We start from the raw sequence: 24,745 nt of genomic DNA on the forward strand, positions 1-24,745 counted from the left end.
GCCTTTTAAGCGATCGGAAAAAAGGACATGAAATGAAAGCCTTAAACCCAACCACTATTCGACCGCCTTTCGCCGCCTATGCGCATGGCACTGAGATTCCGGCGGGGAAACGGGTCATTGTGACCTCGGGGCAGCTTGGCATTCGGGCAGATGATTCGATCCCCGAAAGCAGCTATGATCAGGCCCTCGTCTGCTTCGAAAACATCACGGAAATCCTGCGCGAGGGGGATATGAGGCCCGGTGATACCGCCCATATCTCCGCCTATGTCACCAGCCGCGACCACATGGCCGGCTACATGCGCGCGCGGGATGAATTCCTGGCCGGAACCGGGCGGGTCCCCAGCTCAACCCTGCTGATCGTTTCCGGGTTCACACGCGAAGAGTTCAAGGTCGAAATAGAGGTCATCACCGCGAAGTAGGCAGGTTTGCCCGCGGCCTAGGAGCATGATGTGGACCGCAGCCCGCTCTGCTGAAAGGCCGCGCCCGGCGCCAGGCGGGGTCATTCTGACAATTTTGTCCCCGCTGCCTCCGAGACCTTCCTCCAGGCAAGCTTCCGCTTGATCGTGGAAACGCTGATACCGGTCGCATCGGCCGCCTTTTGAATACTGCCCGCGCGGGCTACCTGATCGTGCAGCAGATCAGCCTCAAAGGCCCGGACCCTGTCGCGCACTTCTTCGGCTGGCACCCGGCCTGACATCCCACCCTGCGGGATCACCGGATTTGTCGCTCCGGCAAAGGCGGCTTCAACCATGACCGCTGATATGCGTGCCTCCTCCCCGGTGACAACCATCCGCTCGACCATGGTCCGCAGCTCCCGCACGTTGCCCGGCCAGGTCCAGCGCGCCAAACGGTTAATTGCCGCGCGGTCAAAGTATTTTTCCGCACCGTGCAGCTTGTTGAAAGCTTCCAGGAAATGCTGCGCAAGCCCGGCAATGTCCGCGACGCGGTCTTGCAAAGGCGGAATGCATATCTCAGCAACTGCAAGGCGGTAGTACAAATCTTCACGGAATCTGCCCGCGTTAACCATCGTGCTCAAATCGCCGCGGCTGGTTGCGATCAACCGCAGGTCCCTGCCTTCGCGGCCAGGGCGTGATTTTCCTGTACGCAGCCAAGAGGACAGCCTTTCCTGAACCCGCGGCGGCATCAGGTCGACCCGCTCCAAGATCATGGTGCCGCCAACTGCCCGCGCCAGCAGACCCTCGTCACGGCCAGCCTCGGCTGCCTCCTTGCCGAACAGCTCCTCCATAACCGCGGCTTCCGGTAAGCCGCCAAATCCGAAGCGCAGCAGCCGCTTGCGGCTGCGCTTGCTGTAACGGAAGATCAAATCCGCGAGCTTGCGTTTGCCAACACCCGACGGGCCGCTGATAAGCACCGCCGCATCTGTGCGCGCCACCCGCATCGCAAGACGGACGGTCTCCTGCATGTCCTCGCTGGCCCAGAACAACTCACCATCCTGCGCCGCGTTCTCGCGGATTTCCCGCAGCTCGCTTTCGTAGTTTCGGATCTCCTGTTCAGCAGCCGTCAGCTTACCCTGCATTTCAATCAGCTCAGTCGTGTCGCGCGAATTGATGATGACCCGCCGCACCGTGCCGTCCGGCGCCATCAGCGGGATGCCGGTGGCCAGTACCTTGCGCCCGGATTTCGTTGTTTGCAGCGCGGTTTGGCGCTTTTTGGTGGTGATGATCTTCCAGGTGATCAGCGGATCGAGATACCCCTCGCGTTCCAGTTTGCTGGCGTCGCGCCCCAGGAAGTTGCGCGCGCTCAGGCCGTAACAGCGCTCGAAACCGGCGTTCATCCACAGGGTGCGTCCCGCCCCGTCCGCGACGTAGATGCCATCAAAGCAGTTTTCAAAGATTTCGACGAAATCGTCGAAATTATCCTGCAGCGCTTTCAGCCCCTCGTCGGTGGCCGAGACGAACCAGCTGGGCAGGAAATAATGCTCCACCGCAGTGTCGCGCCGGACGCTGGCCACGCAGAACACCGAGGCGTTGATGGTGATCCAGGCCGGCGCCTGCTCCGCCCCGTCGCGGCGGCGCAGATCCTCCAGCTCCGGATAGCGGTCGGCGAGTTCAGACAGCGTCGTCAGCCCGCCGTCAAACAGGCTGCGCAGCATCCGGTTGGCATAGGTGATCCGCTCCCCCTGCAGCCTGAGCACCCCGAAGGGCAGCATGTCTAGAATATCCGATTCGCGTTTCATGCCGGTGCCTCCCGAGTCCGATTTGGTATCATTTTTGATACCACATAGGGTCAATTTCGACACCATTCACTTGCGCCAGCCAGACGGAAACCACGCAAGTCGCTCATAAATAAAGGAAATTATTTTCTCCCCCTGCCCCGGTTCAGCAGCGGCCCCGCCGCCCCGCAGCCGTAGCCTTGAAGCTGAGACATCAGGAGGAACAAGTGACTAATATCATCGAAACCGACGTTCTCGTCATCGGAGAAGGCAGCGCAGGCCAGGTCGCGGCCCTGGCAGCAAGCGAAGCGGGCGCCGATGTTGTCCTGCTGTTCAACGGGCAGGCTTCTTCGACCGCGATCTCCACCGGCTTCCTGACCTATGCCGCGCATGACGGCTTCCCGCAGGAGGAGGTCTTCGATGCCATGTCCGACGTGACCGGCAAGGGGCTGTGCGACACCGCCCTACTGCGTCGGCTGGTGGACGAGGCGCCCGCCGAAATGGGCGCGATCATCGAAAAATACGGCATCCCCGTCGACCGCGCCCCGCGCGGCTACCGGGTGCGGCGGTCCACCGGCATGCGCGGCAAAGACATCCTGGACGAAACCTACGGCAGCGACGGTGCGGAGGACATGACCGGGCTGATGATGGAGTTCTCCTCCACCCATGGCACCGCGCTGTTCTCGCAGCTGCGCAAGGCGGTCAAGTCCAGCAACGTGCGCCGGATCAAGGGCAGCGCCCTGTCGCTGCACCGCGAGGGCCCCAGCGTCTGGGCCGATGTGGACAGCTCACCAGTGAAAATCGCCGCCCGGGCAGTGATCCTGGCCACCGGCGGGATGCAGGGCGTCTATGAGTTCACCGACACCCCGCAGAACCTCTTGGGCGACGGCCAGTCGATGGCGCTGGAAGCGGGTGCCGAGCTGGTCGACATGGAGTTCATCCAGTTCTACCCGCTGGCGGTGAACGAAGAAGGCGCGCCCGCGATCTTCCTCTACCCGGACTACCCTTCCACCGCCAAGCTGGTGAATTCCGACGGCGAGGACCTGATCCTGAAACACATGGGCCCCGGCCAGTCGGCGCTTGCCGCGCTGCACAACTGGGACTTCCTCAGTTTCATCATCCAGTCGGAGATCATCGAGGGGCGCGAGGTCTTCATCGACTTCCGCGAAACCCAGGACGCCGAATGGGCGCCGGACTCGCTGACCGCGACCTTCCTGTCCAAACACGTGCCGGATTACCGCGAACGCCCGGTCCGGATCTCGCCCTCGTCGCACTACACCATCGGCGGCGTGCGGGTGGACACCGACGGTCAAACTTCGATCCCCGGCGTCTATGCGGTGGGCGAGGTGGCCGGCGGTTTGCACGGCGCCAACCGCCACGGCGGCACCGCGCTGGTCGAGGCGATGACCTATGGAGCCATCTCCGGCCGCCACGCGGCCACCAATCTGCAGCCGCGTTCCAACATGGCGCGTTCCACCGACAATCCGCCCCCAACCCGGCGCGCGGGCAAGGGCGCCCTCCCCGCGGGCCTGCTGGCACAGGTGCGCCAGCTCACCCAGAAAGGCCTTGGCCCAGCCCGCTCCGACGCGCTGCTGGCGGAAACGCTGGCGCAGATCCGCACCCTGCAGGGCGAAATTGCCGGACTGGGCTGGGACGATCTCGACGGCTTTACCGAGGTCCAACGCCTAGCCCGGGTCGCCCGTCTGGCCGAGGCCATGTGCCTGGCGATGCGGAGGCGGCAGGAATCCCGCGGCACCCACATGCGCAGCGACTTCCCGGAGGAGACCGGCGAATGGCAGCGCAAACAAGCCGTGCGCCTGAACGGCGCGGGGCTGGAAATCCATGACATCGCGCTGGGGGATCAACCCGTGGCCGCAACACTTTAAGGGAGGAAAAACCATGAAACCCAACCTGTTGAAACTTGCCTGCGTCTTCGGCCTTGCGGCCAGCACCGCGCTCAATGCGCTGCCCGCAGCCGCCAAGGAGGAATTCAAGGTCGGCATCGTCACCTTTCTGTCCGGCCCCGCCGCCGGGCCGTTCGGTGTACCGGGCCACCAGGGCGCCGAACTGGTCATCGAAGCTATCAACGCAGGCGAGCTGCCCGCCCCCTATAATACCCCCGGTTTTGCCGGGGCGCGGCTTGCCCCGATTTTCGTGGACGAGGCCGGCGGCAATACCAAGCAGGTCGCTGAATACCGCAACCTTGTCCAGAAACAGGGCGTGGACGCAGTGATCGGCTATATCTCGTCGGGGTCCTGCCTGTCGGTGGCGCCGGTCGCCGAAGAGCTGAAGACGCTGACCATCATCCCGGTCTGCGGTTCGCCACGTCTGTTCGAGGAGGGCGGCAAGGAATACGTCTTCCGCACCACCGGCCACGCGGTTGGCGATGGCGTTGCTGCCGCGCTCTATGTTCGCGACAAGTTCGGCGATGCGCCTGCCTATACCGGCATCAACCAGAATTACGCCTGGGGCCAGGACAGCTACAAGTTCTTTGACCTGGCGATGGAGACCATCAACCCGGACACCAAGGCCTCCGACAACCCGCAGTTCCCGAAACTGTTCGCGGGCCAGTTCGGCACCGAGATTTCCACCCTGTCGCTCGACAAGGCGCCGCTGGTGCATTCCAGCTTCTGGGACGGCGACATGGAGGCCTTTGTTCTGCAGGCCAACGTGCGCGGCTTCTTCCGGCAGAAAACCTTCATCTCGACGCTCGGCGCCTCGGCAGTGGATCGCCTGGGCAAGGGCTTTCCCGAAGGCGTAGTGATTGGCACCCGCGGTGAATACGGCCTCCTGGTGCGCGACATGGACTCGCCGCTGAACCGCTGGTTCGTCGACCACTACAAGGAAAAATACGGCGAATACCCGCTGGGGCCGTCCTATCAGTACGCCCAGTCCATCCTGGCGTTGAAGATCGCGATGGACAAGGCCGCGGAGGCAGTCGGCGGCTTCCCGGGGCAAGCGCAAATCATCGACGCCTTGACAGGACTTGAATGGGACAGTTTCGGCGGCCGCATTTCAATGACGCTCGGTGGCGGCCACCAAGCAGTGCATCCGGTGGGCTATGGCATCACCGGCTGGAACAAGGACAGCGGTGAACCGGTTGCCACCGACGTCGTGTTCTACCCCGCTAATTGCATCATGCCGCCCGAAGGCCAGACAGGCATCGAATGGCTTGAGGCCGGCATGCCCGGCGCCAGCTGCTGACCCCGGCTCTCCCCGGTGACGGGCGGGGCGGCCCTGCCCTGTCCGCTGCTGGAGAAGAAGGGAGGAGGAAAATACTCATGCAACTACTGTTTACCATACTGCTGGACGGGCTGGTCTATGCTTCATACCTGTTCATCGTCGCGGCGGGTCTCACCATCATCTTCGGGGTGATGAAGATCCTGAACGTGGCCCACGGCGGTTTTTACGCCTGGGGTGCCTACACCGCCGCCTATTTCATCGGCTCCGCATCAGAAATGGGCTTTCCCGATTGGTTCGGTTTCCTGATCATCGCCGGATCGGCGCTGGCGGTCGGTATCGTGCTGGGCCTCTTGATCGAGCGGATCGTGCTGCGCAGGCTGTACGATCACGAGGAAATCCTGATCGTGCTGGCCACTTTCGGGGTGTTCCTGATCCTCGAGGATCTGATCCTGCTGATCTTCGGCGTGAACCCCTATTTCGCCTATCAGCCGATGGTGGCCCTCGGCAGCGTCGAGGTGGGCGGCATCTTCCGCGACGTCTACTCGCTGACCCTGTTCGGCGTGGCGCTGTCCGTCGCCGCGGGAAGCTGGTGGATGCTGACCCGCACCCGCTGGGGCAAGCTGATCACCGCCGTCATCCATGACCGCGAGATGGCGCTGATCGTCGGCATCAACGTGCGCCGCCTGTTCGTCGTCACATTCTGCGCCGGCGCCGTTTTGGGTGCGCTTGGCGGCGCCTATATCGCGCCCACCGTGTCGGTGGCGCCCGGCTTCGCGGTCGATGTCATCGTGCTCAGCTTTGCCGTTGTTGTGATCGGCGGCATGGGCTCGATCCCCGGCGCGCTGATCGGCGCGCTGCTGGTCGGCCTGCTGCGCGCGCTGGCGGTCCACAAACTGCCGGAGCTGGAACTGTTCGTGATCTTCCTGGTGATGTCCGCAGTTCTGATCGTGCGCCCCGAGGGGCTGTTCGCACCCGCCAAGGCGAGGAAAATCTGATGCATAAAGCAATTCTATCCGACAAGACCGTGCGCCTCACGGCCTTTGCCCTTCTGGCGCTGGCCGCGGCCGGGCTGATGCTGCCGGCCTGGGTCGTCAACAACATGATGTTCGGCCTGGCCCGCGGCGCTGCTGTGCTGGGGCTACTGGTGCTGTGGCGCACCGGGCTGATGTCCTTCGGGCACGGGCTCTACTTCGGGCTGGGCGCCTATGCGGTGGCGCTGTCCGAGCAATGGCTGGGCCTCAGCGATTTTGCCCTGCGCATCATCATCGCCATGCTGGCCGCGGTCATCGCGGGCTTTGCCCTCGGCTTCATCCTGCGCCGCTACCGCGACATCTTCTTTGCGATGCTGTCGCTGGCGTTTTCGATGGTTCTCTACGGCATCCTGGTCAAGACTGAGGCGCTGGGATCCACCGATGGTTTCTCGGTGTCGCAGACCACCTTCCTGGGCTGGGCGCCCGAAGGCAAGCAGGTGCTGTTCACAGCCATCATCGCCGTCTGCCTGACACTGGCGGTGCTGGTGCAGATGTATCTGCGGTCGACCCTCGGACGACTGACCACCGCGATCCGCGACAATGAGATCCGGGTGGAATACCTGGGCTATTCGGTGTCGCAGGCCATTCACATAAAATACGTGATCTCGGCCGCCCTGGCCGGCGCCGCGGGCGGCATGATGGCGATGGCGCTGGGACAGGTCGATCCCGACAGCATGGTCTACTGGACCGTCTCGGGCGAGCTGGTCTTCATCACCATCATGGCCGGACCGGGCAGCGTGCTGGCCCCATTCATTGGCGCCATCATCTTTGAGTTCCTGCGCACCTACGCGTTCGAAATCGCCCCTCACGCCTGGCAGCTGATCGTCGGCGGCACGCTGCTCTTGATCATCTTCTTCCTGCCCGGCGGTATCTGGTCGCTGCTGGAACGCATCCCCCTTATCCGGAGGCTCCGTCATGACTGATACGCCCATCCTGTCCGTCACGGACCTGCAGAAATCCTTTGGCGCCGTGACCGCGGCAAAGGACATCAACGTCGACATCCCCGCAGGCCAGGTGGTCGGCGTGATCGGAGCCAACGGTGCGGGCAAGACCACTTTCGTCAACATGGTCACCGGCTACCTGAAACCCTCGGGCGGCACCATTCGGTTCCGCGGCAAAGACATCACCGGCATCGCGCCGCGGCTGGCAGTGCATCAGGGCCTCACCCGCTCGTTCCAGGTCAGCCAGGTGTTCATGACCCTCAGCGTGCGGCAAAACCTGCTGTCGGCGCTGGCGCTGGCCCGGCGCAAGGGCGGCGCGCTGCTGCGTCCCATCGCCGGCCCGGACCTGCTGGCGGAATGCGACGCTATAATGGCCCGCTACGGCCTGTCGGATGTGGCCGATCACGAGGCCAGCGCGCTGTCACAGGGCTCGCGCAAACTGCTCGACATCGCCATGGCGGTGGTCAGCGGCCCCAAGATGCTGCTGCTGGACGAACCCACCTCCGGCGTCGCCGCCGAGGAGAAGTTCGCCATCATGGACACGGTGATGTCGGCGCTCAAGGCCTCCGGCACCACCGTCCTGTTCATCGAGCACGACATGGAGATCGTCGAACGCTACGTCGACCGGGTGCTGGCCTTCTTCTCGGGCGAGGTGATCTGCGACGCCCCGCCCGCCCGGGCGCTGATCGATCCCAAGGTGCGGGAACTGGTGATCGGCGACACCCACGCCCCAACCCAAAAGGCGGAGACAGCCTATGCTTGAGATCAGTAACCTGAACGTTTCCATCGGCCCGGTGCCGATCCTGCGCGACAGCGCGCTGACGGTGAAGACCGGCGAGATGATCGGCCTGATCGGCCCCAACGGCGCGGGCAAGACCACGATGATGCGCGCGATCATGGGGCTCCTGGCGGCACAGTCCGGCACGATGAGCTTCGACCATTACCAGCTGCCCGCCACCCCGCCGCAAGACCGCGCCCGCATCGGCATCGGCTACATGCCCGAGGACCGCAAGCTGGTACCGCAGCTTTCGGCCGAGGAAAACATCATGATGCCGGTCTGGGCGGTAGACATCCCCGACTATCAGGACCGGCTGAAATGGATTTATGACCTGATGCCCGAGGTGCGCGAGTTCCGCGGCCGCAGCGCCACCTCGCTGTCCGGCGGCCAGCAGAAACTGGCAGCGCTGGCCCGCGCCCTGATGATGGGCGGGCGGCTGATCCTGCTGGATGAGCCCTCCGAGGGCATCGCCCCGGTGCTGGCGCGGCGGATCTCGGAAATCCTGCGGGACCTGAAGTCCGAAGGCATGTCGATCCTGATCGCGGAATCCAACGATCACCACTGCGCCGACCTGCTGGACCGCAGCTACCGCATCGAACGCGGGGCCACGCATCCCGCGTGACCCCTTCCCGCAACTGGTTCAAGCCCAAGGAGACCGGAATGCTGGAACCCGAAGTTAAAGAAACCAAAGCTGGCGCCGCCGCGCGGATCACCCTGAACCGCCCCAAGGCGCTGAACGCCCTGACCCGTGAAATGGTGCAGCGCATGTCGCGCATCCTGTCGGAATGGGAAGCCGACCCAGGGGTAAAGCTGATCGTCGCCGATGCCGCCGGGGACAGGGCCTTCTGCGCCGGTGGCGACGTGGCCCGGCTTTATGCCGAGGGCACTGCGGGCAATAACGCCTATTGCACCGATTTCTGGGCAGAAAACTATGCTCTGAACGCCCAGATTGCCGGCCTCAGCACCCCCTATGTGGCGCTGATGGACGGGATTGTGATGGGCGGCGGCGTCGGCATCTCGGCCCATGGCGCGCACCGTGTCGTCACCGAACGCACCGTGCTGGCGATGCCCGAATGCGGCATCGGCCTGGTGCCCGACGTGGGCGCCAGCCACTTGCTGGCCCGTGCTCCCGAAGGGCTGGCGCGGCTGATTGCGCTGACCGGGCTTCGGCTTGGTCCCGCCGACTGCATCGCGCTGGGACTCGCAGACAGTTTTGTGCCCTCCGACCAGCTGCCAGCGCTGACCAGCGCGTTGATGGAAGCGGCGGACGCAAGCCCGATCGCGGCTTTCAGCGAACCGCCCGGTCCCGGAACCCTGCCCGATCCTCAAGCCGCGGCGGAGACGTTCGCAGGGCAGCTGCCCGAAGCAATCGCTGAGCGGCTGGAGCAGAATCGCCAGGATTGGGCGCAAAATGCAGCCGCTGCATTGCGCCGAGTCTCGCCGATTTCCCTCCAGCTCACATTGAAACTGCTGGATGCAGCGCGGCAAGATTCCAGCTTGCTCCGCTGTCTGGCCCGCGATCTGAACGCCGCGTCATACTGTCTGGCCGCAGGCGACTTTCTTGAAGGCGTGCGGGCCGCGATCATTGAGAAGGACCGCAATCCCAACTGGAAACCAATCACTTTCGCGTCTCCGGAAGTCAGCCTCTAGGCCCTGGCCCTGCTTCGCGGGCTTTGTGTGGCCACAAGGTTACTAAAAGTATACCGGTTGCGATTCGAAACCTGCGGTGAAACGGTAAGCGCGAACCGCCCCATCCCCGGCCCTGCCACTCTCGGCAGGGCAGCGCCAAAAGGCGTTGAAGCCAATCTCCAGGACCAGCCAAAGGAGGACACCCCAAAAATGACTGACCTCACCATCAACGGAAAGGACGTCACACTCGACGTCCCCGGCGACACGCCGCTGCTTTGGGCGCTGCGCGACGATCTGCGCCTGACCGGCACCAAATTCGGTTGCGGTATTGCCCAATGCGGCGCCTGCACAGTCATGGTCGACGGCATGCCGGTGCGCTCCTGCGTGACCCCGGTGGAGGCGCTCGATGGCTCCGACGTTGTCACCATCGAGGCGCTCGAAGGCCCCGAGGCCGACGCGGTGCGCAAGGCCTGGGTCGATATCGACGTGCCCCAGTGCGGGTACTGCCAGTCCGGCCAGATCATCGCCGCCGCCGCCCTGCTGACCGAAATCCCCAACCCGACGGATGAAGATATCGACTACGCGATGGCCGGCAACGCCTGCCGCTGCGCCACCTACGTGCGCATCCGCAAGGCGATCCACAACGCAGCCAAGATGCTGGAGGCCTGATCCATGACCAAGTTCTCCCCGACCCGGCGCGGCTTCCTGGCCGGCAGCGCAGCCCTTATCATCGGCGCGCATCTTCCTGTTGGCGGCAAGATGGCGGCGAAGGCAGCCTCCGGCCCGATCAGCCTCAACGCCTTCGTCCGCATCGCCGAGGACAACACAGTCACGGTAATCGTCAAGCACATCGAATTCGGCCAAGGGCCCTTTACCGGCTTCGCCACCCTCGTCGCGGAAGAGCTGGACGCCGACTGGTCGCAGATGCGCGCCGAACACGCGCCTGCGGACACCGCCACCTATCAGAACTTCGCCTTTGGCATCCAGGGCACCGGCGCCTCCACCGCGGTGCGCAATGCCTTTACCCAGATGCGCCAGGCCGGCGCAGCGGCCCGCTCCATGCTGGTGCAGGCCGCCGCCCGCGAATGGGGTTTGCCCGAGGATGAGATCACCGTCGCCAAGGGCGTCGTCAGCCACGCGGCCAGTGGCAATTCGGCGCAATTCGGCGAGCTCGTTGCCGCCGCTCAGGACAGCACCCCACCCGAAGAGCCCAAGCTCAAGGACCCGGCAGATTTCGTGCTGATCGGCAAGGACGTCCCGCGCCTCGATTCTGCGGACAAGACCACCGGCGCAGCACAGTTCACGCTCGACGTCTACCGGGAGGGGATGCTGACCGTTGCCGTCGCCCACTCGCCCTGGATCGGCGGCAAGGTGAAATCCGTCGATGCCGCCGCCGCGCTGGCCATTGACGGCGTCGAGAAGGTCGAGACCATCCCCACCGGTGTCGCGGTCTATGCCAGGAACACCTACTGCGCCTTTAAGGGCCGCGATGCGCTTGAGATCGACTGGGATCTGAGTGAGGCCGAAACCCGCTCAGCCGAGGAGCAGATGGAAGAGGTCGCCGCCGCCGCTGCGACGGGTGAAGGCGTGGTTGCCGATACCTACGGCGATCTGGACGCGGCCTTTGCCGGTGCCGCTGAGGTGATCGAGGCCGAATACCGCCTGCCCTACCTGGCCCATGCCCCGCTGGAGGTGATGGACGGGGTGATCGAGAATCACGGCGACGCCGCTGAGATCTGGATGGGCAGCCAGATGCAGACCGTCGACCAGCAGGTGACCGCCAATATCCTCGGCATCGCGCCCGAGCAGGTGGCAATCAACACCCTGATGGCCGGCGGCAGCTTCGGCCGCCGCGCCCAGTATGACGGCCAATTCGCTCAGGAGCTGGCCCAGGTCGCCAAGGCTGGCGGCCAGGGCACCTTCAAACTGGTCTGGAGCCGCAAGGACGACATCCAGGGCGCCTATTACCGCCCGCAGGCCGTCCACCGCCAGCGCGCCGCGCTGGACGAAACCGGCCGCATCATCGGCTGGCAAGACAAGTTCGCCACCGAAAGCATCATGGGCGGCTCCGCCTTCGAAGTAGTGATCCAAAACGGCGTCGACCCCTTTTCGGTTGAGGGCTCAATCCACAAACCCTACGACTTTGGCGCCTTCGAGGCCCGCTGGGTGCGCACCGACAGCAAGGTGCCGCACCTGTGGTGGCGCTCAGTCGGCCACTCGCACACCGCATTCGCCAACGAGGTGTTCCTGGACGAGGTGCTGCAGGCCAAGGGCAAAGACCCGGTCGCAGGCCGTCTGGAGCTGCTAGGCGACAAGTCCCCGCGCGACCGCAAGGTGCTGGAGCGCGTGGCGGAAATGGCCAACTGGCAGGGCGTGAACGGTTCTGACGGCAAGGCCTACGGCGTGGCGCTGCATCCCAGCTATGACGCCCATTTCGCCTATATCGCCGAGGTCTCGGAGGTGGACGGTGAACCCCGCGTGCGCAAGGTCTGGGTGGCCGCAGACGTCGGCATCGCCATCAACCCCGATGTGGTTAAGGCGCAGATCGAAGGCGGGCTCGGCTATGGGCTCAGCGCCGCGCTGTTCAACGAGATCACCTTTGCCGAAGACGGCCAGGTCGCGCAGGAGAACTTCGACAGTTACCGCCTGCTGCGGATCCACGAGATGCCTGAGGTCGAGATCGATCTTGCCGTCAGCAGTGAAAAGCCCGGCGGCATCGGAGAAGCGGGCACCCCGCCGATTGCACCGGCCGTTAGCAACGCCTGGCGTGTCCTGAAAGGCCAGCCAGTGCGCCGCCTGCCGCTGGTGCGCGCGTAAAAGGAGACCGGATAATGAACTTCGTCAAACGCGCTGCGGCCCTGACCGTTGCGGCCCTGCTCGCGCAATTCACCGTCGGCGGCGCAGCCGCCGCCCAGGAGGTGAATGGCCTGAAAACTGCCGAGGCTTTCGAAGGCATTGCCCCCGAAGAGGCGCGCTCTGCCGCGATTTTCGGCGAAATGGCCAAGGTCATCACTCACCCGCGCTGCATGAACTGCCACCCGGTCAACAGCGGGCCGCTGCAGGGTGACGAGCGCAAACCGCACTCGCCGCCCGTGCCGCGTACCGAGGACAACTTCGGCGTTGTCGCGATGCGCTGCACCACCTGCCACGGCGAAGAAAACCGCCCGTTTCTGGGGGAAAGCGGCTCGGTGCCCGGCAACGGGCACTGGCAGCTGGCACCCGCCAGCATGGGTTGGGTCGGCATGACCGTGCCGGAGATCTGCGCCCAGTTGAAGGATCCAGAGCGCAATGGAGGCCGCACCATGACCGAGGTGGCGCACCACATGGGCCATGACTCCCTGGTCGGCTGGGCCTGGACCCCGGGCGAAGGCCGCACCCCGGCGCCCGGCACCTGGGAGGCCTTTGCCGAACTGGCGGAGAACTGGATCGAAACCGGTGCCGCCTGCCCCGGTTGAGTCAACGGCTTGCGCGAAGAAACAGACCGGCGGCCCCTCGGAGCCGCCGGATTTTCCGTTCAGACCATTGGCAAACCCGGAAAGGCCCGCTCAGAGCGGCACGAACCGCCAGGCATCGCCCTCCGCCTCGACCCGGCCCAGACCCGGGAACGGCAGGTGGGTGGCGGCGATCGGTGTGCCCGACTGCGCCGCATCAGCCAGCAGCGCGCGGCGGGTGGCGGCGGCGGCATCAGCGTCGCTGTCCAGCGCATAGCCTGCGTCAGGCTCGGAAAAATGCACCTGTCCCGAGATCACCGCGTCACCGACAATCAGCAGCTCCTCGCCGCCAGACCTAAGGCGCAGCCCTGTGTGGCCTGGGGTGTGGCCCGGCAGCGGCACCAGCGTCAGCCCCTCGCCAAGGTCAGCGGCCCCTTCATGGGTCACCACACGGTCCGCGAAAGATGCGGCCACTGCCTGCACCATTTCGATCATCGGGCGCTGTTCCTCCGGCACTGCATCGGCCAGCCCGGCCTGCGTCCAGAACTTCCATTCCGGCTTCGACACATGCACCCGGACCCCGGAAAATCCGCCGCCCAGCAGCCCACCCAGGTGGTCGGCGTGCATATGAGTCAGCACGATGTCGGTGATCGCTTCGCCCGAGACGACTTCCAGCGCCTGGCCTGTCGCGGGGAACATCTGCCGCAGTGCTTGGCCGGAACCAGTATCGACCAGGACCCGACGGCTGGCTGTATCAATCTGCCACAGGTTGGCGCCGATGGTCAGCGGTGCGCTCAGCCGTTGGGACAGATCGCCGGACAGGCCGGAAAAATACTCCAGCGGCAGATCAAAATGGCCGTCGTCGAACACCGTAAGGCTGATCTGGCCGACGGACAGTGTATGAGGGGCATTGGGCATGGGCGCTCTCCTTTTCGCGTGTGGTGATCCGGATATGGCGCAAAGCTCAGGTGGCAGGTATTGTCGCCGGTGACAAACTATTTGCCAGTTACGCCAATCATGCCATCTCAACAGCCCACAGTGATCCTGAACTATCCCGGTTCCATGCCCTCTGCTGTGCTGGGGCTGAATGACATTCTGAGCCACGCCGGACTGGCCCCGCTAACGGTCGCACAGCCGGACCTGGCACCCGCCCATACCCGCGCCGTGATCCTGCCGCCTTCCGCGTGTGAGGTGCATCCCTCGGATGCGCCCTGGGTCACCGGCTGGCTAGCGGAGCAATCCGCCCAGGGTGCGCTCATCTGCTCTGCCTGCACCGGGCTGCACTGGATTGCCGCCGCAGGGATCGATCGGGGCCGTCCAGTAACCACCCATTGGGGGCTAGAGACGCGCATACGGCTGGAATACCCCGCGCTTCAGCTCGATACAGCCCGGCTGGTGATCGAGCACACGGATTTGGTGACCGCTGGTGGGCTTATGGCCTGGATCGACCTGGCGCTGGTGGTGATTGAGCGGCTAGCGGGCCGCGCCGCAATGCTGGACACCGCCCGACATTTCATCATCGACCCCGGCCGCCGCGACCAGCGCCGCTACCGCCGCTTCCTGCCGCCGATGGACCACGGAGACCGGCCTGTTCTAGCCGCGCAGCAACGGATCGAGGCTCAGTTGGCTGAGCCGCTGAGTGCCGCCGATCTTGCTGCCGCAGTTGGCCTGTCGCTGCGCAGTCTGCAGCGGCGGTTCACCCGCACCACCGGTCACAGCCTGACTGCCTACCAGCAGAACTTGCGTATCGAACGCGCCCGCGACCTGCTGACCACAACTGGACGCAGCGTGGCAGAGATCGCGGCAGAGGTGGGCTATTCCGACCTGCCAGCCTTTCACCGGGTTTTCTCACGTCAGGCCGGAATGACCCCCGGCCGCTTCCGGCGCACGCATTGGAACGCGCCTAGCCCTGCAACGCCGCCGCCAGTTCGTTGAAACTGTCCACTTCTAGATCATAAGCACCGGTTTCGCCTCGTGCAGGCGTCTCCGGCATCCGGTCTCCCCATTCCCGAGGCCGCCGCACCAGCGCGGTGCGGAACCCCACCTGCCGCGCAGCGTCCAGGTCATAGGGGTGGCAAGCCACCATCAGGCATTCCTCAGGCGCCAGCTGTAGCCGCCTTGCCGCCCGCCGGTAGGCTTCTGGCAGCAGCTTGTAGAGGCCCAGCCCCTCGCATGACAGCACCGCATCCCAGACCAGCCCGTTCCGGCGCGAGCTGTCGATGATCAGCCGGTAGGACAGCAGCGAGAATGACGCCACGATGCGGTTCATGCGAAGCGCCGCCAGCCCTTCCCGCACGTCGGGCCAGGCATCGAACCTATGTGGTGAATCCCAAGCAATCGCTTGCCGATCCTGCGCGTCAAAGGTCTCCAGCCTTTCATCGTTCAGCAGCGCCTCCAGACAGAACCGGTGCGCTTCGTCGAAGTTGTATGTCGGCGGGCCATCCTCACCGAGATTCAGCATCGCCTGCATCGACCGCCGCCGCAGGTCATTGGCCAGCGCCGCCCAGTCACGGCTGATCCCGTGGCGCTGTCCCGCCGCGGCGAATGCATCGCGGAACCCGCTGTGCCAGTCCAGCACGGTGCCGCCGGTATCAAATGTCAGCGCCTTGATGTCTTGAAGTCTCATGTGGTTTCTCCCTCATCAGCAATTCCGCACCAGGTCGGGCTAGCACGCGCCGGCTACCCCTAACTGCTGTTCAGGCGGCCTGCGCGGCCTTCAACTGCTGCAGGATACTGGCATAGTTTTCTTCGCCCTGCGCACCGCTCACCAGATGTTGGCGCTCAAAGATCATCGCGGGCACGCCCTGGACGCCGCGGCTGGTCCAGAATTGCTCCTTGGCGCGCACCTGTTCGGCGCGACCGCCTCTTTCCAGCATGGCGCGGGCCGCATCGCCATCCAGCCCCGCGCCAGCGGCAACCGAGGCCAGAACATCAATGCTGGAAACATCCTCGCGCCGAGTAAAGAAGGCCGCAAACAGCGCCAGCTTTACGTCATGCGCCTTGCCCTGCTCCTCCGCCCAGCCGATCAGCTGATGGGCGCGGAAGGTGTTATACATACGCATGTCGTCAGCATAGTTGAAGGTGAACCCCAGCGCCGCGCCCATCTCTGTCAGTCGCGCCCGCGCCTGGCGCGAACCCTCCGGGGTGGTACCGTATTTCGCGGCCAGATGCTCGCGCAGGTTCTCACCCTCCGGCGTCATCTTCGGGTTCAGCTCGAACGGGTGCCAGCGGATATCCACCCCGATGCCGGTCTCGCGCACAGCCTCGCCCAGCTGGTAATAGCCGATGGCGCACCAGGGGCATACAATGTCCGAGACGATATCGACGCGGATCGGCTGGGTTTCTGCGGTCATGGGATCACTCCTTGTAATTGGCGGCATTGGCGGCCGCGGCAGCTTCGGTGTCGCCTTGGCCAAAGACGGCAGGTCGCGGTTTCGGCAGCTGCAACGCCGCCTGGGTGGCAGGCCGCACGTCAATGCGAGCGAGCCAGGCGTTCAGATGGTCCAGGCCGGAGACATCAACTCCGGCCCAGAAATAGGACCGCGCCCAGGGGTAGGTGGCGATATCGGCAATCGACATCTCCTCCCCCACCAGCCAGGCGCGCCCCTGCAGGCGGCTGTCCAGCACCTCCAGCAGGCGGCGGGACTCGTCCACATAGCGCTTGATTGCATAGGGGTCGTCGTGGCCGTTGGGCCGGGCAATGCGCTGGAAGTACATCGCCTGCCCCATCATCGGCCCAATGCCGCCCATCTGAAACATCAGCCACTGGTGCGTCTGTGAGCGTTCCTTGGGATCATCGCTCAGGAACCGCCCGTACTTCTCGGCCAGATACCACAGGATCGCGCCGCTTTCGAAGACCGCGAAACCATCGTTGCCGCGGTCTACGATGGTTGGGATGCGGCCATTTGGGGTGAGCTTCAGATACTCCGGCGCCTTCTGCTCCTTCTTGGAAAAATCCACCGCTGACAGCTCATAAGGCACATCCGCCTCATGCAGGAAGATCAGTGGCTTCCAGCCGTTCATCGTCGGCGCCGTGTACAGAAGGATATCCGGTTTACCCTCGTTCATAACCTGGGTCTCACAGGCTCGCATCTCCCTTGGGCGGCGGGGTCCAGCCGCGTTCCGAACGGTCGTGAGTGTCATGGCGGTCCGCCTTCATCAGCTCGAACAGAGTCTGCGAATGCGCCCGCATGGCATCGATATAGCTTTTCGACACCCCGCCTTCGTTCCAGCTCTCCCGCAGCCCGTCCAGCGCCTCGCGGTCATGGTTGCGGAAGGTGCGGCTGGCGGCCTCGGCACGGAACGGGTGGTAGCCGATGGCGGTCATCGCATCGCGGCCCATCGCCAGCGCGCCCTCAAAGGTCTCCCGCTGGGCCAGATGGGCGCCCGCCCGCTCCAGTTCGTAGACATGATGCCGGTCATGGGCGCGGGCGTGGATGGTGACCTGCGGATAGGTCTTGGCAACATGATGCACCAGTTCCGTCTGCTTTTCCCGGTCATCCAGCGCGGCGATGAAAAGTTTGGCATCCTCCAGCCCTGCGCTGTGCAGCAGGTCCGGGCGGGTGGCATCGCCGTAGTAGGCGCGGAAGCCGATCCGCGACAGGTTCTCGATGGTTTCGGGATCGTGGTCCAGCACCGTCACCTTGTGACCGTTAGTGACCAGCATCCGGGTGATGATCTGGCCGACCCGGCCAATGCCCGCCACCACGATGCTGCCCGCCTCGTCGATCTCATCCGCCGCGCGGTCCTCTGTCCGGACCGCACGCGGTGCCAGCACCTTTTCATAAAGGATGAACAGCAGCGGCGTCAGCAGCATGGTCAGCGCCACCACCAGCGTCATCGGCTTGATCACCTCGGCACCCAGGATGCCGGCCCCGGCGGCAAAGCCGAACAGAACAAAGGCGAACTCCCCTGCCTGCGCCAGACCCAGCGAGAACAGCCAGCGGTCGGCGCCGCGCAGGCCGAAACCAGTGCCCAGCACGTACAGCACCCCCGCTTTCAGCGCCATCAGCCCCAGCGCCAGGCCAACCAGCCCAACGGGGTTGGACAGCAGCAGCTGGAAATCGATGCCCGCGCCGACCGTGATGAAGAACAGCCCCAAGAGCAGTCCCTTGAAGGGCTCAATATCGCTTTCCAGCTCATGCCGGTATTCGCTGTCCGACAACACCACGCCGGCCAGAAAAGTGCCAAGCGCAGGCGACAGGCCCACATAGTTCATCAAAAGCGCAATGCCGATCACCAGCATCAGCGCCGCGGCGGTGAAAATCTCGCGCAGCCGCGCCTCGGCGATAAAGCGGAAGACCGGCCGGATCACCGTCCGCCCCGCCACGATGATGCCCCCGATGATAAGCAGGACCGCCACCGCCTGCGCCCAATCGGGCAGCGTGTCGAACAGCGTCGGCGCGCCATGACCATGCCCGTGCGCGTCAGCCGCAGGCGCACCATGGCCGGAATCGCCGTGACCGTCATGGCCGCCAGCAACGGCATTCACCGCCAGCAGCGGCATCAGCGCCAGCATCGGAATCACCGCAATATCCTGAGTCAGCAGCACCGAGAAAGAGCCCTTGCCGCCCGCTGTCGGCATCAGCCCCTTTTCCCCCAGCGTCTGCAGCACGATCGCTGTCGAGGACAGCGCCAGGATCATCCCCAGCGCCAGTGATGCCTGCCAGGCAACACCAAAGACCAGCGCCGCCGCAGCAATCAGCACGGCGGAGCCCAGCACCTGCATCCCGCCCAGCCCCAACAGCTGCGCCCGCATCCGCCACAGCATCGCGGGCTGCAGTTCCAGACCGACCAGGAACAGCATCATCACCACGCCGAATTCGGCAAAATGCTGGATGTCGACGGTCTCGCCGCCGACAACGCCCAGCACCGGGCCGATCACCACCCCCGCGATCAGGTACCCCAGCACCGAGCCAAGCCCCAGACGCTTGGCCAGCGGCACCGCAATCACCGCGGCAACCAGATAGACAAAACCAGCAGCAAGAAGATCCATCACACGGCCTCCAGCTTGGCGACCCCGGCCGCCTTGAATCCATTCAGCGACAGCGCCGCGCGGGCGGCCGCAATATCCAGCCTATCGTCCCGCAGCGCCTTTAGCAGTGTCCGCCACTCGGCGAGGTGAGGTTGGTCCCGCCCCTCTTCCACCGCGCGCCCCGCGCCGAACAGCGCGAAAGGCGCCAGGTAGCGCATCCGGCATAGATCAGCGGTTTTCTCGAATGGCATCAGCAAGTCACGCAGATGCGCGCCATTTGCACCCTCGGGTGTGTAGGCTTCGGCCGCAGCACCGCAAGTGACCGCGTTGAAGGTCACCTTACCGTCCAGTGCGTGGCCCGCATGGCCATAAGCGAACCCATGCTCCAGCACCAGGTCCTGCCACTCCTTCAGCATTGCTGGTGCGGAATACCAGTACAGAGGATGCAGAAAAACAATCGCATCATGTTCTGTGATCCGCTGCTGCTCATGGTCGACGTCGATCTCAAAAGACGGGTATTCGCCGTACAGGTCGACGCAAGTTATGCCCTCGATCCCGCGCGCAGCCTCGAACATCGGCGCGTTTATCTCTGACCGGTCAGGCCGGGGATGCGCCAGATAAACCAGGGCCTTCATGCTGCCCCCTCATAACGGCTGCGTGCCCAGCGGACGACCTCCAGCTGCTCCTCATCCGCGATCACGCGGGCGTATCCGGGCTGCGCATAGCAGCGATCCAGCCAGCTCCGGGTAGACGGCCAGCGCGCATCGTCCAGTGCGAACCCCGCCAGCTCCGCTCCGCGCAACCAGCTCGACAAAGCGATATCCGCCACGCTGAAGGTGCCCGCGGCATAGTCCGCATCGGCCAAGAGCTCTGCCAGCGAATCCAGCAATTGCGGCGCCAGCACGGTCATCGCATGTTCGACCATGTCTTCCTTGCCGTCGGCCTTTCCGAAGTAATAGGGCACAACGATGCGCTGGCCGAACATCATGCCGCCAAAGACCTGCGCCATCTGGCTGTCAGCAAACTGCTGAATCCGCAGCGCCCGCTGTTGCAGCTCCGGCTGCGGCGGGATCAGCACCGGCAGCGGCACCGACTGTTCCGCCCAGGCGGCGATATCAGCGCTTTCGGTGACTGGCGCCAGGCCATCACCTGGCAGCAACACTGGCACGGTGCCGGCCGGGTTGACCGCCAGCACCTTCTCCCGCTCGGTATAGGGAACGGCGGGGTCCAGAGTATAACCGATCCCCTTCTGCTCCAGCACCACCCGCACCTTGCGCACAAAGGGCGAGACCGGGTAGCCAACAAGTGTAATGCTCATTTCATTGCGTCTTTCTCATCTGGTTTGCCCCCGGCCCGCAGCGGCCCGGAGACCTCCCGCCAGGTAGGATCAGGCTTTTTTCACATCACCTGAAAAACGCGCCGCATTTTCCTTCAGGAAGGCATCGGCATCCGCGTTTTCGTCCCAGAATTGGGGCTGTGCCTTGGGGATGGTCAGCGCCTCCTGAACCGCCGGGCGCGCGTCGATGCGGTCGAACCAGGCCTTCAGGTGCGGCAAGTCGTCAACTTCGACCCGCGCCCACGGGTAAGCCCGCGCCCACGGGTAGATCATCATGTCGGCGATGGAGTATTCCCCGGCAATGAAATCGCGGCCTTGCAGCTGTGTGTTCAGTACTTCCATCAAGCGGCGGGATTCATCCACGTAACGCTTGATCGAGAACGGCTCCTCATGCCCGTTCGGGGCAGCAATGCGCTGAAAATACATCGCTTGCCCCATCATCGGGCCGACGTGACCGACCTGAAAGAACAGCCACTGCAGCGTTTCCGACCGGGTAACCGGATCGTTTGACAGGAACTTGCCGTATTTGTTGGCCAGATGCCAAAGAATGGCGCCGGACTCAAAAATGGCCCGATCTTCGGCCCGGTCATAGATCGTGGGGATCTTTCCGTTCGGGTTCAGCTTGAGGAAATCGGGGGTTTTCTGCTCCTGCTTGGAGAAATCGATGAAAGTCAGGTCATAGGGGACACCAGCTTCTTCCAGAAAAATAACCGGCTTGTAACCGTTCATAGTGGCAGCGGTGTAAAGGTGAATGTCCGGTAGGGTCATGATTGTCTCCTGAGGGCAAGTATCCGGGCCCGCTCGTTGCCTCGCAGGCCCGAAGGGTTCAGATTTCCAGCGTCCAGTGTTTCTGTTGGTAATCCAGCACGTCCTTGATCGCCTCTTCCGGGAAAACAGTGCGGAATTTGTGGTGATCCGCCGCGATGACCTCGGCCATCTTGTCGATCATTGGCTGCGGATCCATCTGCAAGCCGTCGCCTGCAAACAGGTCGCGGACCTTGCGGATCGCTTCCGGCGGCGTAATGCTACTCGAAGGATCGTACCACTCGTCCATCTTGTCATACATCCGGTCATTGAACCCAGTCCGGTACGCGCCCGGATTGATGGTCGCGACCTGTACCCCCATCGGTTCAAGCTCTTCCCGCATCAGTTCTGCGATGGCCTCCAGCGCGTGTTTGGACGCGGTATAGGGGGCCAGATACGGGAAGGTCAGGAACCCGGCGATCGACGAGACGAACACCACCTTACCGCGTCCACGGCGGGCAAAAGCCTGCGCATAGGGCTGCACGAACTCGACGGTCGAGAACACGTTGGTTTCGAACACATTCCGGATGCGGTCCACGTCAACCTCGGCAATCGGGCCGGTATCGCCGATGGCGGCATTTGCCACCACGACATCCACATCGGCGCCAAAGCGGTCAAAGGCGGCCTGACGGTCCTCGGCGCTTGTGATGTCCAGCTTGGCTGTTTCCAGCGTCAAACCCAGCGCGGCCGCTTCTGCCTTGAGCGTTTCGGCACCTTTTGCGCCGTGGGTCGTCGCAATCACGCGATGACCCTGCTTCGCCAGTTCGAAGGCCGCGCCCTTGCCAAGCCCGGAGCCGGCACCAGTGATCAGAATAGTCTTGGTCATCTGTCGTCCCTCGCTTCAGCCTTTCAGTTCAACGTCATTGTCCAGACGCTCAAACAGCACGGCCTCAACCGTGGTGGTGCCGACGTTGCTGACCTGATGCGTCCAGGGGCCGTTGTGCATGTAATCGCCATCGCGGACCTCCTTCACGAGGGTTCCGCCATCTTCCAGCTTGATCGACAGCAGGCCGCCCTTGATGAAGTAGACGATCTCCTCAGGGTGGCGGTGCGGCTCATCTGTCGCACCCGGCGGCATCTTCATGCGGACCAGACGCGTAATGCCGGTGTTCACCAGCTCTTCATACATGTCGGGCGACGCTTCGTCGGCCAGCGGCGCGCGCTGGCCTTCGGTGATCAGGGGAGAGTTGCTCACCTCATGAGCCTCCTTTTTGGAATGAGTTCCACAAACGTGGATCAGGCCACTTCCGATACGGAATTGGCACCGAAGACATGGGCCAGATGCGCGTCAAAACGGGCGAAATCCGAGTCCACATCGGCGTTCTTCATCACGTCAAAGGCGCCAAAGGTGGGCAGCGGCGACATGCCGAAGAACTTGGCGTTCAGGTGCATCGGGCGCAGCAGATCGTCGAGCGACGCGCCTTCGAAGAACGGCTCAGCCGGGTTGTCGAATGCCTCAGCCGGGGCGTTCAGCGTAACGGACAGCATGTAGGTGGTGCCGGTCAGCGAGCCGCCCATGCCGTAGTTTTCTTTCGGGGCTTCGGCGATGCGGCCATCACCATTGGTCAGGCGGCCATCCATACCTGCGGTATAGACCTCATCCATGTATTTCTTGAACGACCACGGTACACCCATCCAGTTTACCGGGAACTGCATGATGACGGTGTCGGCCCATTGGTGGCTGGCGATTTCCTGCTCGACATCATAGCCTTCGGCGATCTTAGTCACACGCACGTCGTGTCCGGCGGCTTTCAGGTACGCGGTGGCACGGTCAATCAGCGCTGCGTTCAGTTCACCCTTGGCAAAGGGATAGGGCTGGTGGCCGTTGAGGATCAGAATATTGCTCATGGTGTCTTCCTTGCGATTTCCTGCGGCGTGGCGGGATCAGCCGCCGCACAGCCTGCAATCTGGACACGACGAAACATTCCGCAACTAGTATACTTTTGGTAACCTCCACCAAAATCAGCACGGAAGGATGGGGCGGTTTCGCAGATGACCCGACTAAGGCCATGAAATAAGACCGGAAAACTTCCGCGCCCCGCCCGCGTTGACAAATTTGGACAATTGTGAAATTTGTTTCCCAAGCAACGAAAAGTGACCTGATCACTTTTCCTGCCGGCCCGAATCCACTCCGGAAACCCATGGAGGCAATGATGCGAGCACGCGTGGAAGAAGACGACCAAGGCCGCCGCAACGCCTACGACGCCTGTTTTGAACCCTGCGCAATCGAGCGCGGCATGCGGATCATCGGCGGCAAGTGGACCGGCTCCATCCTGTGGCACCTGAAAGACGAACCCGTCCGGTTCAACGATCTCGCCCGCATGGTCGGCGGTGCCAGCAAGAAGATGATCACCGAACGCCTGCGCCAGCTCGAAGCACAGGGTCTTGTGACCCGCCAGGTTCTGGATACCGCACCGGTGTCGGTGCAATACGCGATCACGGATCTTGGCCGCACCGCACTGGGGTTCCTGGACGAGTTGCGCAAATGGAGTGAAGGACTGCCGCAGCATATAACGGCAGAGGCCTGACGTGCTGAAGCGGCTGAAACCGTCCCCGCTGCCGCCCATCCGCCCCTTGCCCGAACGCGCCGCAACCGGCGAACTGGCGGAAATCTACGAGCGCACCAAACGCGGGCTGGGCGTGCCTTGGATGGGGGTCGTGGCGATGGCTTTTGCCCGTTATCCAAGCTTCTACAAAACGTTCTGGAAAGCGCTGGAGCCGGTGGCCGCGACAGAGGCCTTCGTCGCGGCCTGTCAGGACCTGCGCAACTTCGCGGAAATGCGGGCAGGCTCGTTCTCCCCGCCGCCCATCAAGACACGGCTCGAGGACGCGGGCTATGACGCGGCGGAACTGGAGCAGATCATCGCCTGCAACGAGGTCTTCTCTGCCGGCAACATGCCCTATCTGCTGATGGCGTCGCTGGCCCGGACGCTGCTGGAAGGCCAGGCTTGGACCGCGCAAGGCGAGGCCGCACCCCGGTCCGCGCTGGCGGCAGCAGGCGAACACCCGGTCCTGATGGAGGCCCATCATGCCAGCCCGGACACCGCGGCGCTTTACGCCGACTTGCGCGAGACGCTTGGGTTGCCGTTTGTAAATACCGATTACCGCGCCTTTGCCCGCTGGCCGAGTTATATTGCGGCGGCTTGGGAAGATCTCAAGCCCGTGATCCGGTCCGGCGGATACGAACCCGCGGCCCAGGACATTCACGAACGGGCGGTGGAACTGGCACTTGGCCTGCCAAACGCCACCGGTCTCACGCCGGATGCTCTGGAAGCCGCTGCGGCACAGGATGCGGACCCGAATGAAGTTCTCGCCGTCGTGCGGTTGTTCCAATGGCTTCTGCCTGGTCTTGCGTTCAACGTCGCCTTCCTGCGCGCGCAGCTTGTGACCGGCTGACCACCGCCAGACGGCATGTCTATTGCGTCGGGTTAAAATCGGTGACGGCAACAGAGGCGAGCGTCATTC

26 protein-coding genes are annotated in these 24,745 nt (G+C 63.8%); 14 read left to right on the forward strand and 12 right to left on the reverse strand.

Annotation, left to right across the window (positions count from 1 at the left end):
• Positions 1 to 32: 32 nt before the first annotated feature.
• Complete coding sequence (locus OKQ63_RS14495; RefSeq protein ID WP_264210765.1) at positions 33 to 419, forward strand: RidA family protein; 387 nt, start codon at positions 33 to 35, stop codon at positions 417 to 419.
• 80 nt (positions 420 to 499) lie between these two features.
• On the opposite strand, the gene OKQ63_RS14500 is transcribed toward OKQ63_RS14495, so the two are convergent.
• A complete protein-coding gene (locus OKQ63_RS14500; protein ID WP_264210766.1) occupies positions 500 to 2,113 on the reverse strand; it encodes a sigma 54-interacting transcriptional regulator in 1,614 nt (537 codons plus the stop codon).
• Between the two features lie 287 nt (positions 2,114 to 2,400).
• Between OKQ63_RS14500 and OKQ63_RS14505 the strand changes: the two genes are divergently transcribed.
• The 10 genes from OKQ63_RS14505 to OKQ63_RS14550 all read left to right on the forward strand — a co-directional run bounded on the left by OKQ63_RS14505 (position 2,401) and on the right by OKQ63_RS14550 (position 13,190).
• Positions 2,401 to 4,059, forward strand: a complete 1,659-nt coding sequence (locus tag OKQ63_RS14505) for an FAD-dependent oxidoreductase (RefSeq protein ID WP_264210767.1) — start codon at positions 2,401 to 2,403, stop codon at positions 4,057 to 4,059.
• Positions 4,060 to 4,072: 13 nt separating this feature from the next.
• Positions 4,073 to 5,377, forward strand: coding sequence for an ABC transporter substrate-binding protein (locus tag OKQ63_RS14510; RefSeq protein ID WP_264210768.1), 1,305 nt, complete (start codon positions 4,073 to 4,075; stop codon positions 5,375 to 5,377).
• Between the two features lie 77 nt (positions 5,378 to 5,454).
• The gene (locus tag OKQ63_RS14515) at positions 5,455 to 6,351 is read left to right on the forward strand and encodes a branched-chain amino acid ABC transporter permease (protein ID WP_264210769.1); all 897 of its coding nucleotides are present in this window, start codon (positions 5,455 to 5,457) and stop codon (positions 6,349 to 6,351) included.
• The gene (locus tag OKQ63_RS14520; RefSeq protein ID WP_264210770.1) at positions 6,351 to 7,310 is read left to right on the forward strand and encodes a branched-chain amino acid ABC transporter permease; all 960 of its coding nucleotides are present in this window, start codon (positions 6,351 to 6,353) and stop codon (positions 7,308 to 7,310) included. The genes OKQ63_RS14515 and OKQ63_RS14520 overlap by 1 nt, the downstream gene beginning before the upstream one ends.
• Positions 7,303 to 8,091 carry an ABC transporter ATP-binding protein gene (locus OKQ63_RS14525; protein WP_222481330.1) on the forward strand — a complete coding sequence of 263 codons (789 nt, stop codon included), beginning with the start codon at positions 7,303 to 7,305 and terminating at the stop codon, positions 8,089 to 8,091. The genes OKQ63_RS14520 and OKQ63_RS14525 overlap by 8 nt, the downstream gene beginning before the upstream one ends.
• On the forward strand, positions 8,084 to 8,728 hold the full coding sequence (locus OKQ63_RS14530) for an ABC transporter ATP-binding protein (protein WP_134830501.1): 645 nt from the start codon (positions 8,084 to 8,086) through the stop codon (positions 8,726 to 8,728). The genes OKQ63_RS14525 and OKQ63_RS14530 overlap by 8 nt, the downstream gene beginning before the upstream one ends.
• 38 nt (positions 8,729 to 8,766) lie before the next feature.
• The gene (locus OKQ63_RS14535; RefSeq protein ID WP_264210771.1) at positions 8,767 to 9,756 is read left to right on the forward strand and encodes an enoyl-CoA hydratase/isomerase family protein; all 990 of its coding nucleotides are present in this window, start codon (positions 8,767 to 8,769) and stop codon (positions 9,754 to 9,756) included.
• 189 nt (positions 9,757 to 9,945) lie between these two features.
• Positions 9,946 to 10,404, forward strand: coding sequence for a (2Fe-2S)-binding protein (locus OKQ63_RS14540; protein WP_211038085.1), 459 nt, complete (start codon positions 9,946 to 9,948; stop codon positions 10,402 to 10,404).
• 3 nt (positions 10,405 to 10,407) lie between these two features.
• The gene (locus tag OKQ63_RS14545; protein ID WP_264210772.1) at positions 10,408 to 12,552 is read left to right on the forward strand and encodes a xanthine dehydrogenase family protein molybdopterin-binding subunit; all 2,145 of its coding nucleotides are present in this window, start codon (positions 10,408 to 10,410) and stop codon (positions 12,550 to 12,552) included.
• Positions 12,553 to 12,566: 14 nt separating this feature from the next.
• Positions 12,567 to 13,190 carry an Isoquinoline 1-oxidoreductase subunit gene (locus tag OKQ63_RS14550; RefSeq protein ID WP_264210773.1) on the forward strand — a complete coding sequence of 208 codons (624 nt, stop codon included), beginning with the start codon at positions 12,567 to 12,569 and terminating at the stop codon, positions 13,188 to 13,190.
• Between the two features lie 90 nt (positions 13,191 to 13,280).
• On the opposite strand, the gene OKQ63_RS14555 is transcribed toward OKQ63_RS14550, so the two are convergent.
• Positions 13,281 to 14,084 carry an MBL fold metallo-hydrolase gene (locus OKQ63_RS14555; RefSeq protein WP_264210774.1) on the reverse strand — a complete coding sequence of 268 codons (804 nt, stop codon included), beginning with the start codon at positions 14,082 to 14,084 and terminating at the stop codon, positions 13,281 to 13,283.
• A 99-nt stretch (positions 14,085 to 14,183) separates the two neighbouring features.
• Between OKQ63_RS14555 and OKQ63_RS14560 the strand changes: the two genes are divergently transcribed.
• Positions 14,184 to 15,101, forward strand: a complete 918-nt coding sequence (locus OKQ63_RS14560) for a GlxA family transcriptional regulator (RefSeq protein ID WP_264210775.1) — start codon at positions 14,184 to 14,186, stop codon at positions 15,099 to 15,101.
• Here the strand turns inward: OKQ63_RS14560 and OKQ63_RS14565 are convergent.
• From OKQ63_RS14565 to OKQ63_RS14610, 10 genes are all read right to left on the reverse strand, one after another.
• A complete protein-coding gene (locus OKQ63_RS14565) occupies positions 15,070 to 15,792 on the reverse strand; it encodes an HAD family hydrolase (protein WP_264210776.1) in 723 nt (240 codons plus the stop codon). The genes OKQ63_RS14560 and OKQ63_RS14565 overlap by 32 nt on opposite strands.
• A gap of 70 nt (positions 15,793 to 15,862) precedes the next feature.
• Positions 15,863 to 16,519 (reverse strand): DsbA family oxidoreductase, encoded by a 657-nt coding sequence (locus OKQ63_RS14570; protein WP_264210777.1) that lies wholly within the window; start codon positions 16,517 to 16,519, stop codon positions 15,863 to 15,865.
• A gap of 4 nt (positions 16,520 to 16,523) precedes the next feature.
• Positions 16,524 to 17,234, reverse strand: coding sequence for a glutathione S-transferase family protein (locus OKQ63_RS14575; RefSeq protein ID WP_264210778.1), 711 nt, complete (start codon positions 17,232 to 17,234; stop codon positions 16,524 to 16,526).
• A 10-nt stretch (positions 17,235 to 17,244) separates the two neighbouring features.
• Positions 17,245 to 19,161, reverse strand: coding sequence for a monovalent cation:proton antiporter-2 (CPA2) family protein (locus tag OKQ63_RS14580; RefSeq protein ID WP_264210779.1), 1,917 nt, complete (start codon positions 19,159 to 19,161; stop codon positions 17,245 to 17,247).
• A complete protein-coding gene (locus OKQ63_RS14585) occupies positions 19,161 to 19,775 on the reverse strand; it encodes an NAD(P)H-dependent oxidoreductase (protein WP_264210780.1) in 615 nt (204 codons plus the stop codon). The genes OKQ63_RS14580 and OKQ63_RS14585 overlap by 1 nt, the downstream gene beginning before the upstream one ends.
• Positions 19,772 to 20,458 carry a glutathione S-transferase family protein gene (locus OKQ63_RS14590; protein ID WP_264210781.1) on the reverse strand — a complete coding sequence of 229 codons (687 nt, stop codon included), beginning with the start codon at positions 20,456 to 20,458 and terminating at the stop codon, positions 19,772 to 19,774. The genes OKQ63_RS14585 and OKQ63_RS14590 overlap by 4 nt, the downstream gene beginning before the upstream one ends.
• 69 nt (positions 20,459 to 20,527) lie before the next feature.
• The gene (locus tag OKQ63_RS14595) at positions 20,528 to 21,244 is read right to left on the reverse strand and encodes a glutathione S-transferase family protein (RefSeq protein WP_264210782.1); all 717 of its coding nucleotides are present in this window, start codon (positions 21,242 to 21,244) and stop codon (positions 20,528 to 20,530) included.
• A 58-nt stretch (positions 21,245 to 21,302) separates the two neighbouring features.
• A complete protein-coding gene (locus OKQ63_RS14600) occupies positions 21,303 to 22,106 on the reverse strand; it encodes an SDR family oxidoreductase (protein ID WP_264210783.1) in 804 nt (267 codons plus the stop codon).
• 15 nt (positions 22,107 to 22,121) lie between these two features.
• Positions 22,122 to 22,475 carry a cupin domain-containing protein gene (locus OKQ63_RS14605; RefSeq protein WP_264210784.1) on the reverse strand — a complete coding sequence of 118 codons (354 nt, stop codon included), beginning with the start codon at positions 22,473 to 22,475 and terminating at the stop codon, positions 22,122 to 22,124.
• A 41-nt stretch (positions 22,476 to 22,516) separates the two neighbouring features.
• Positions 22,517 to 23,128, reverse strand: coding sequence for an NAD(P)H-dependent oxidoreductase (locus OKQ63_RS14610; protein ID WP_264210785.1), 612 nt, complete (start codon positions 23,126 to 23,128; stop codon positions 22,517 to 22,519).
• A 305-nt stretch (positions 23,129 to 23,433) separates the two neighbouring features.
• On the opposite strand from OKQ63_RS14610, the gene OKQ63_RS14615 reads away from it, so the two are divergent.
• Together OKQ63_RS14615 and OKQ63_RS14620 are read left to right on the forward strand one after the other, a co-directional pair.
• On the forward strand, positions 23,434 to 23,808 hold the full coding sequence (locus OKQ63_RS14615) for a winged helix-turn-helix transcriptional regulator (protein ID WP_264210786.1): 375 nt from the start codon (positions 23,434 to 23,436) through the stop codon (positions 23,806 to 23,808).
• Position 23,809: 1 nt separating this feature from the next.
• On the forward strand, positions 23,810 to 24,676 hold the full coding sequence (locus OKQ63_RS14620) for a halocarboxylic acid dehydrogenase DehI family protein (protein ID WP_264210787.1): 867 nt from the start codon (positions 23,810 to 23,812) through the stop codon (positions 24,674 to 24,676).
• Positions 24,677 to 24,745 lie beyond the last annotated feature (69 nt).

The organism is Leisingera thetidis, from assembly GCF_025857195.1.
GTDB lineage: Bacteria > Pseudomonadota > Alphaproteobacteria > Rhodobacterales > Rhodobacteraceae > Leisingera > Leisingera thetidis.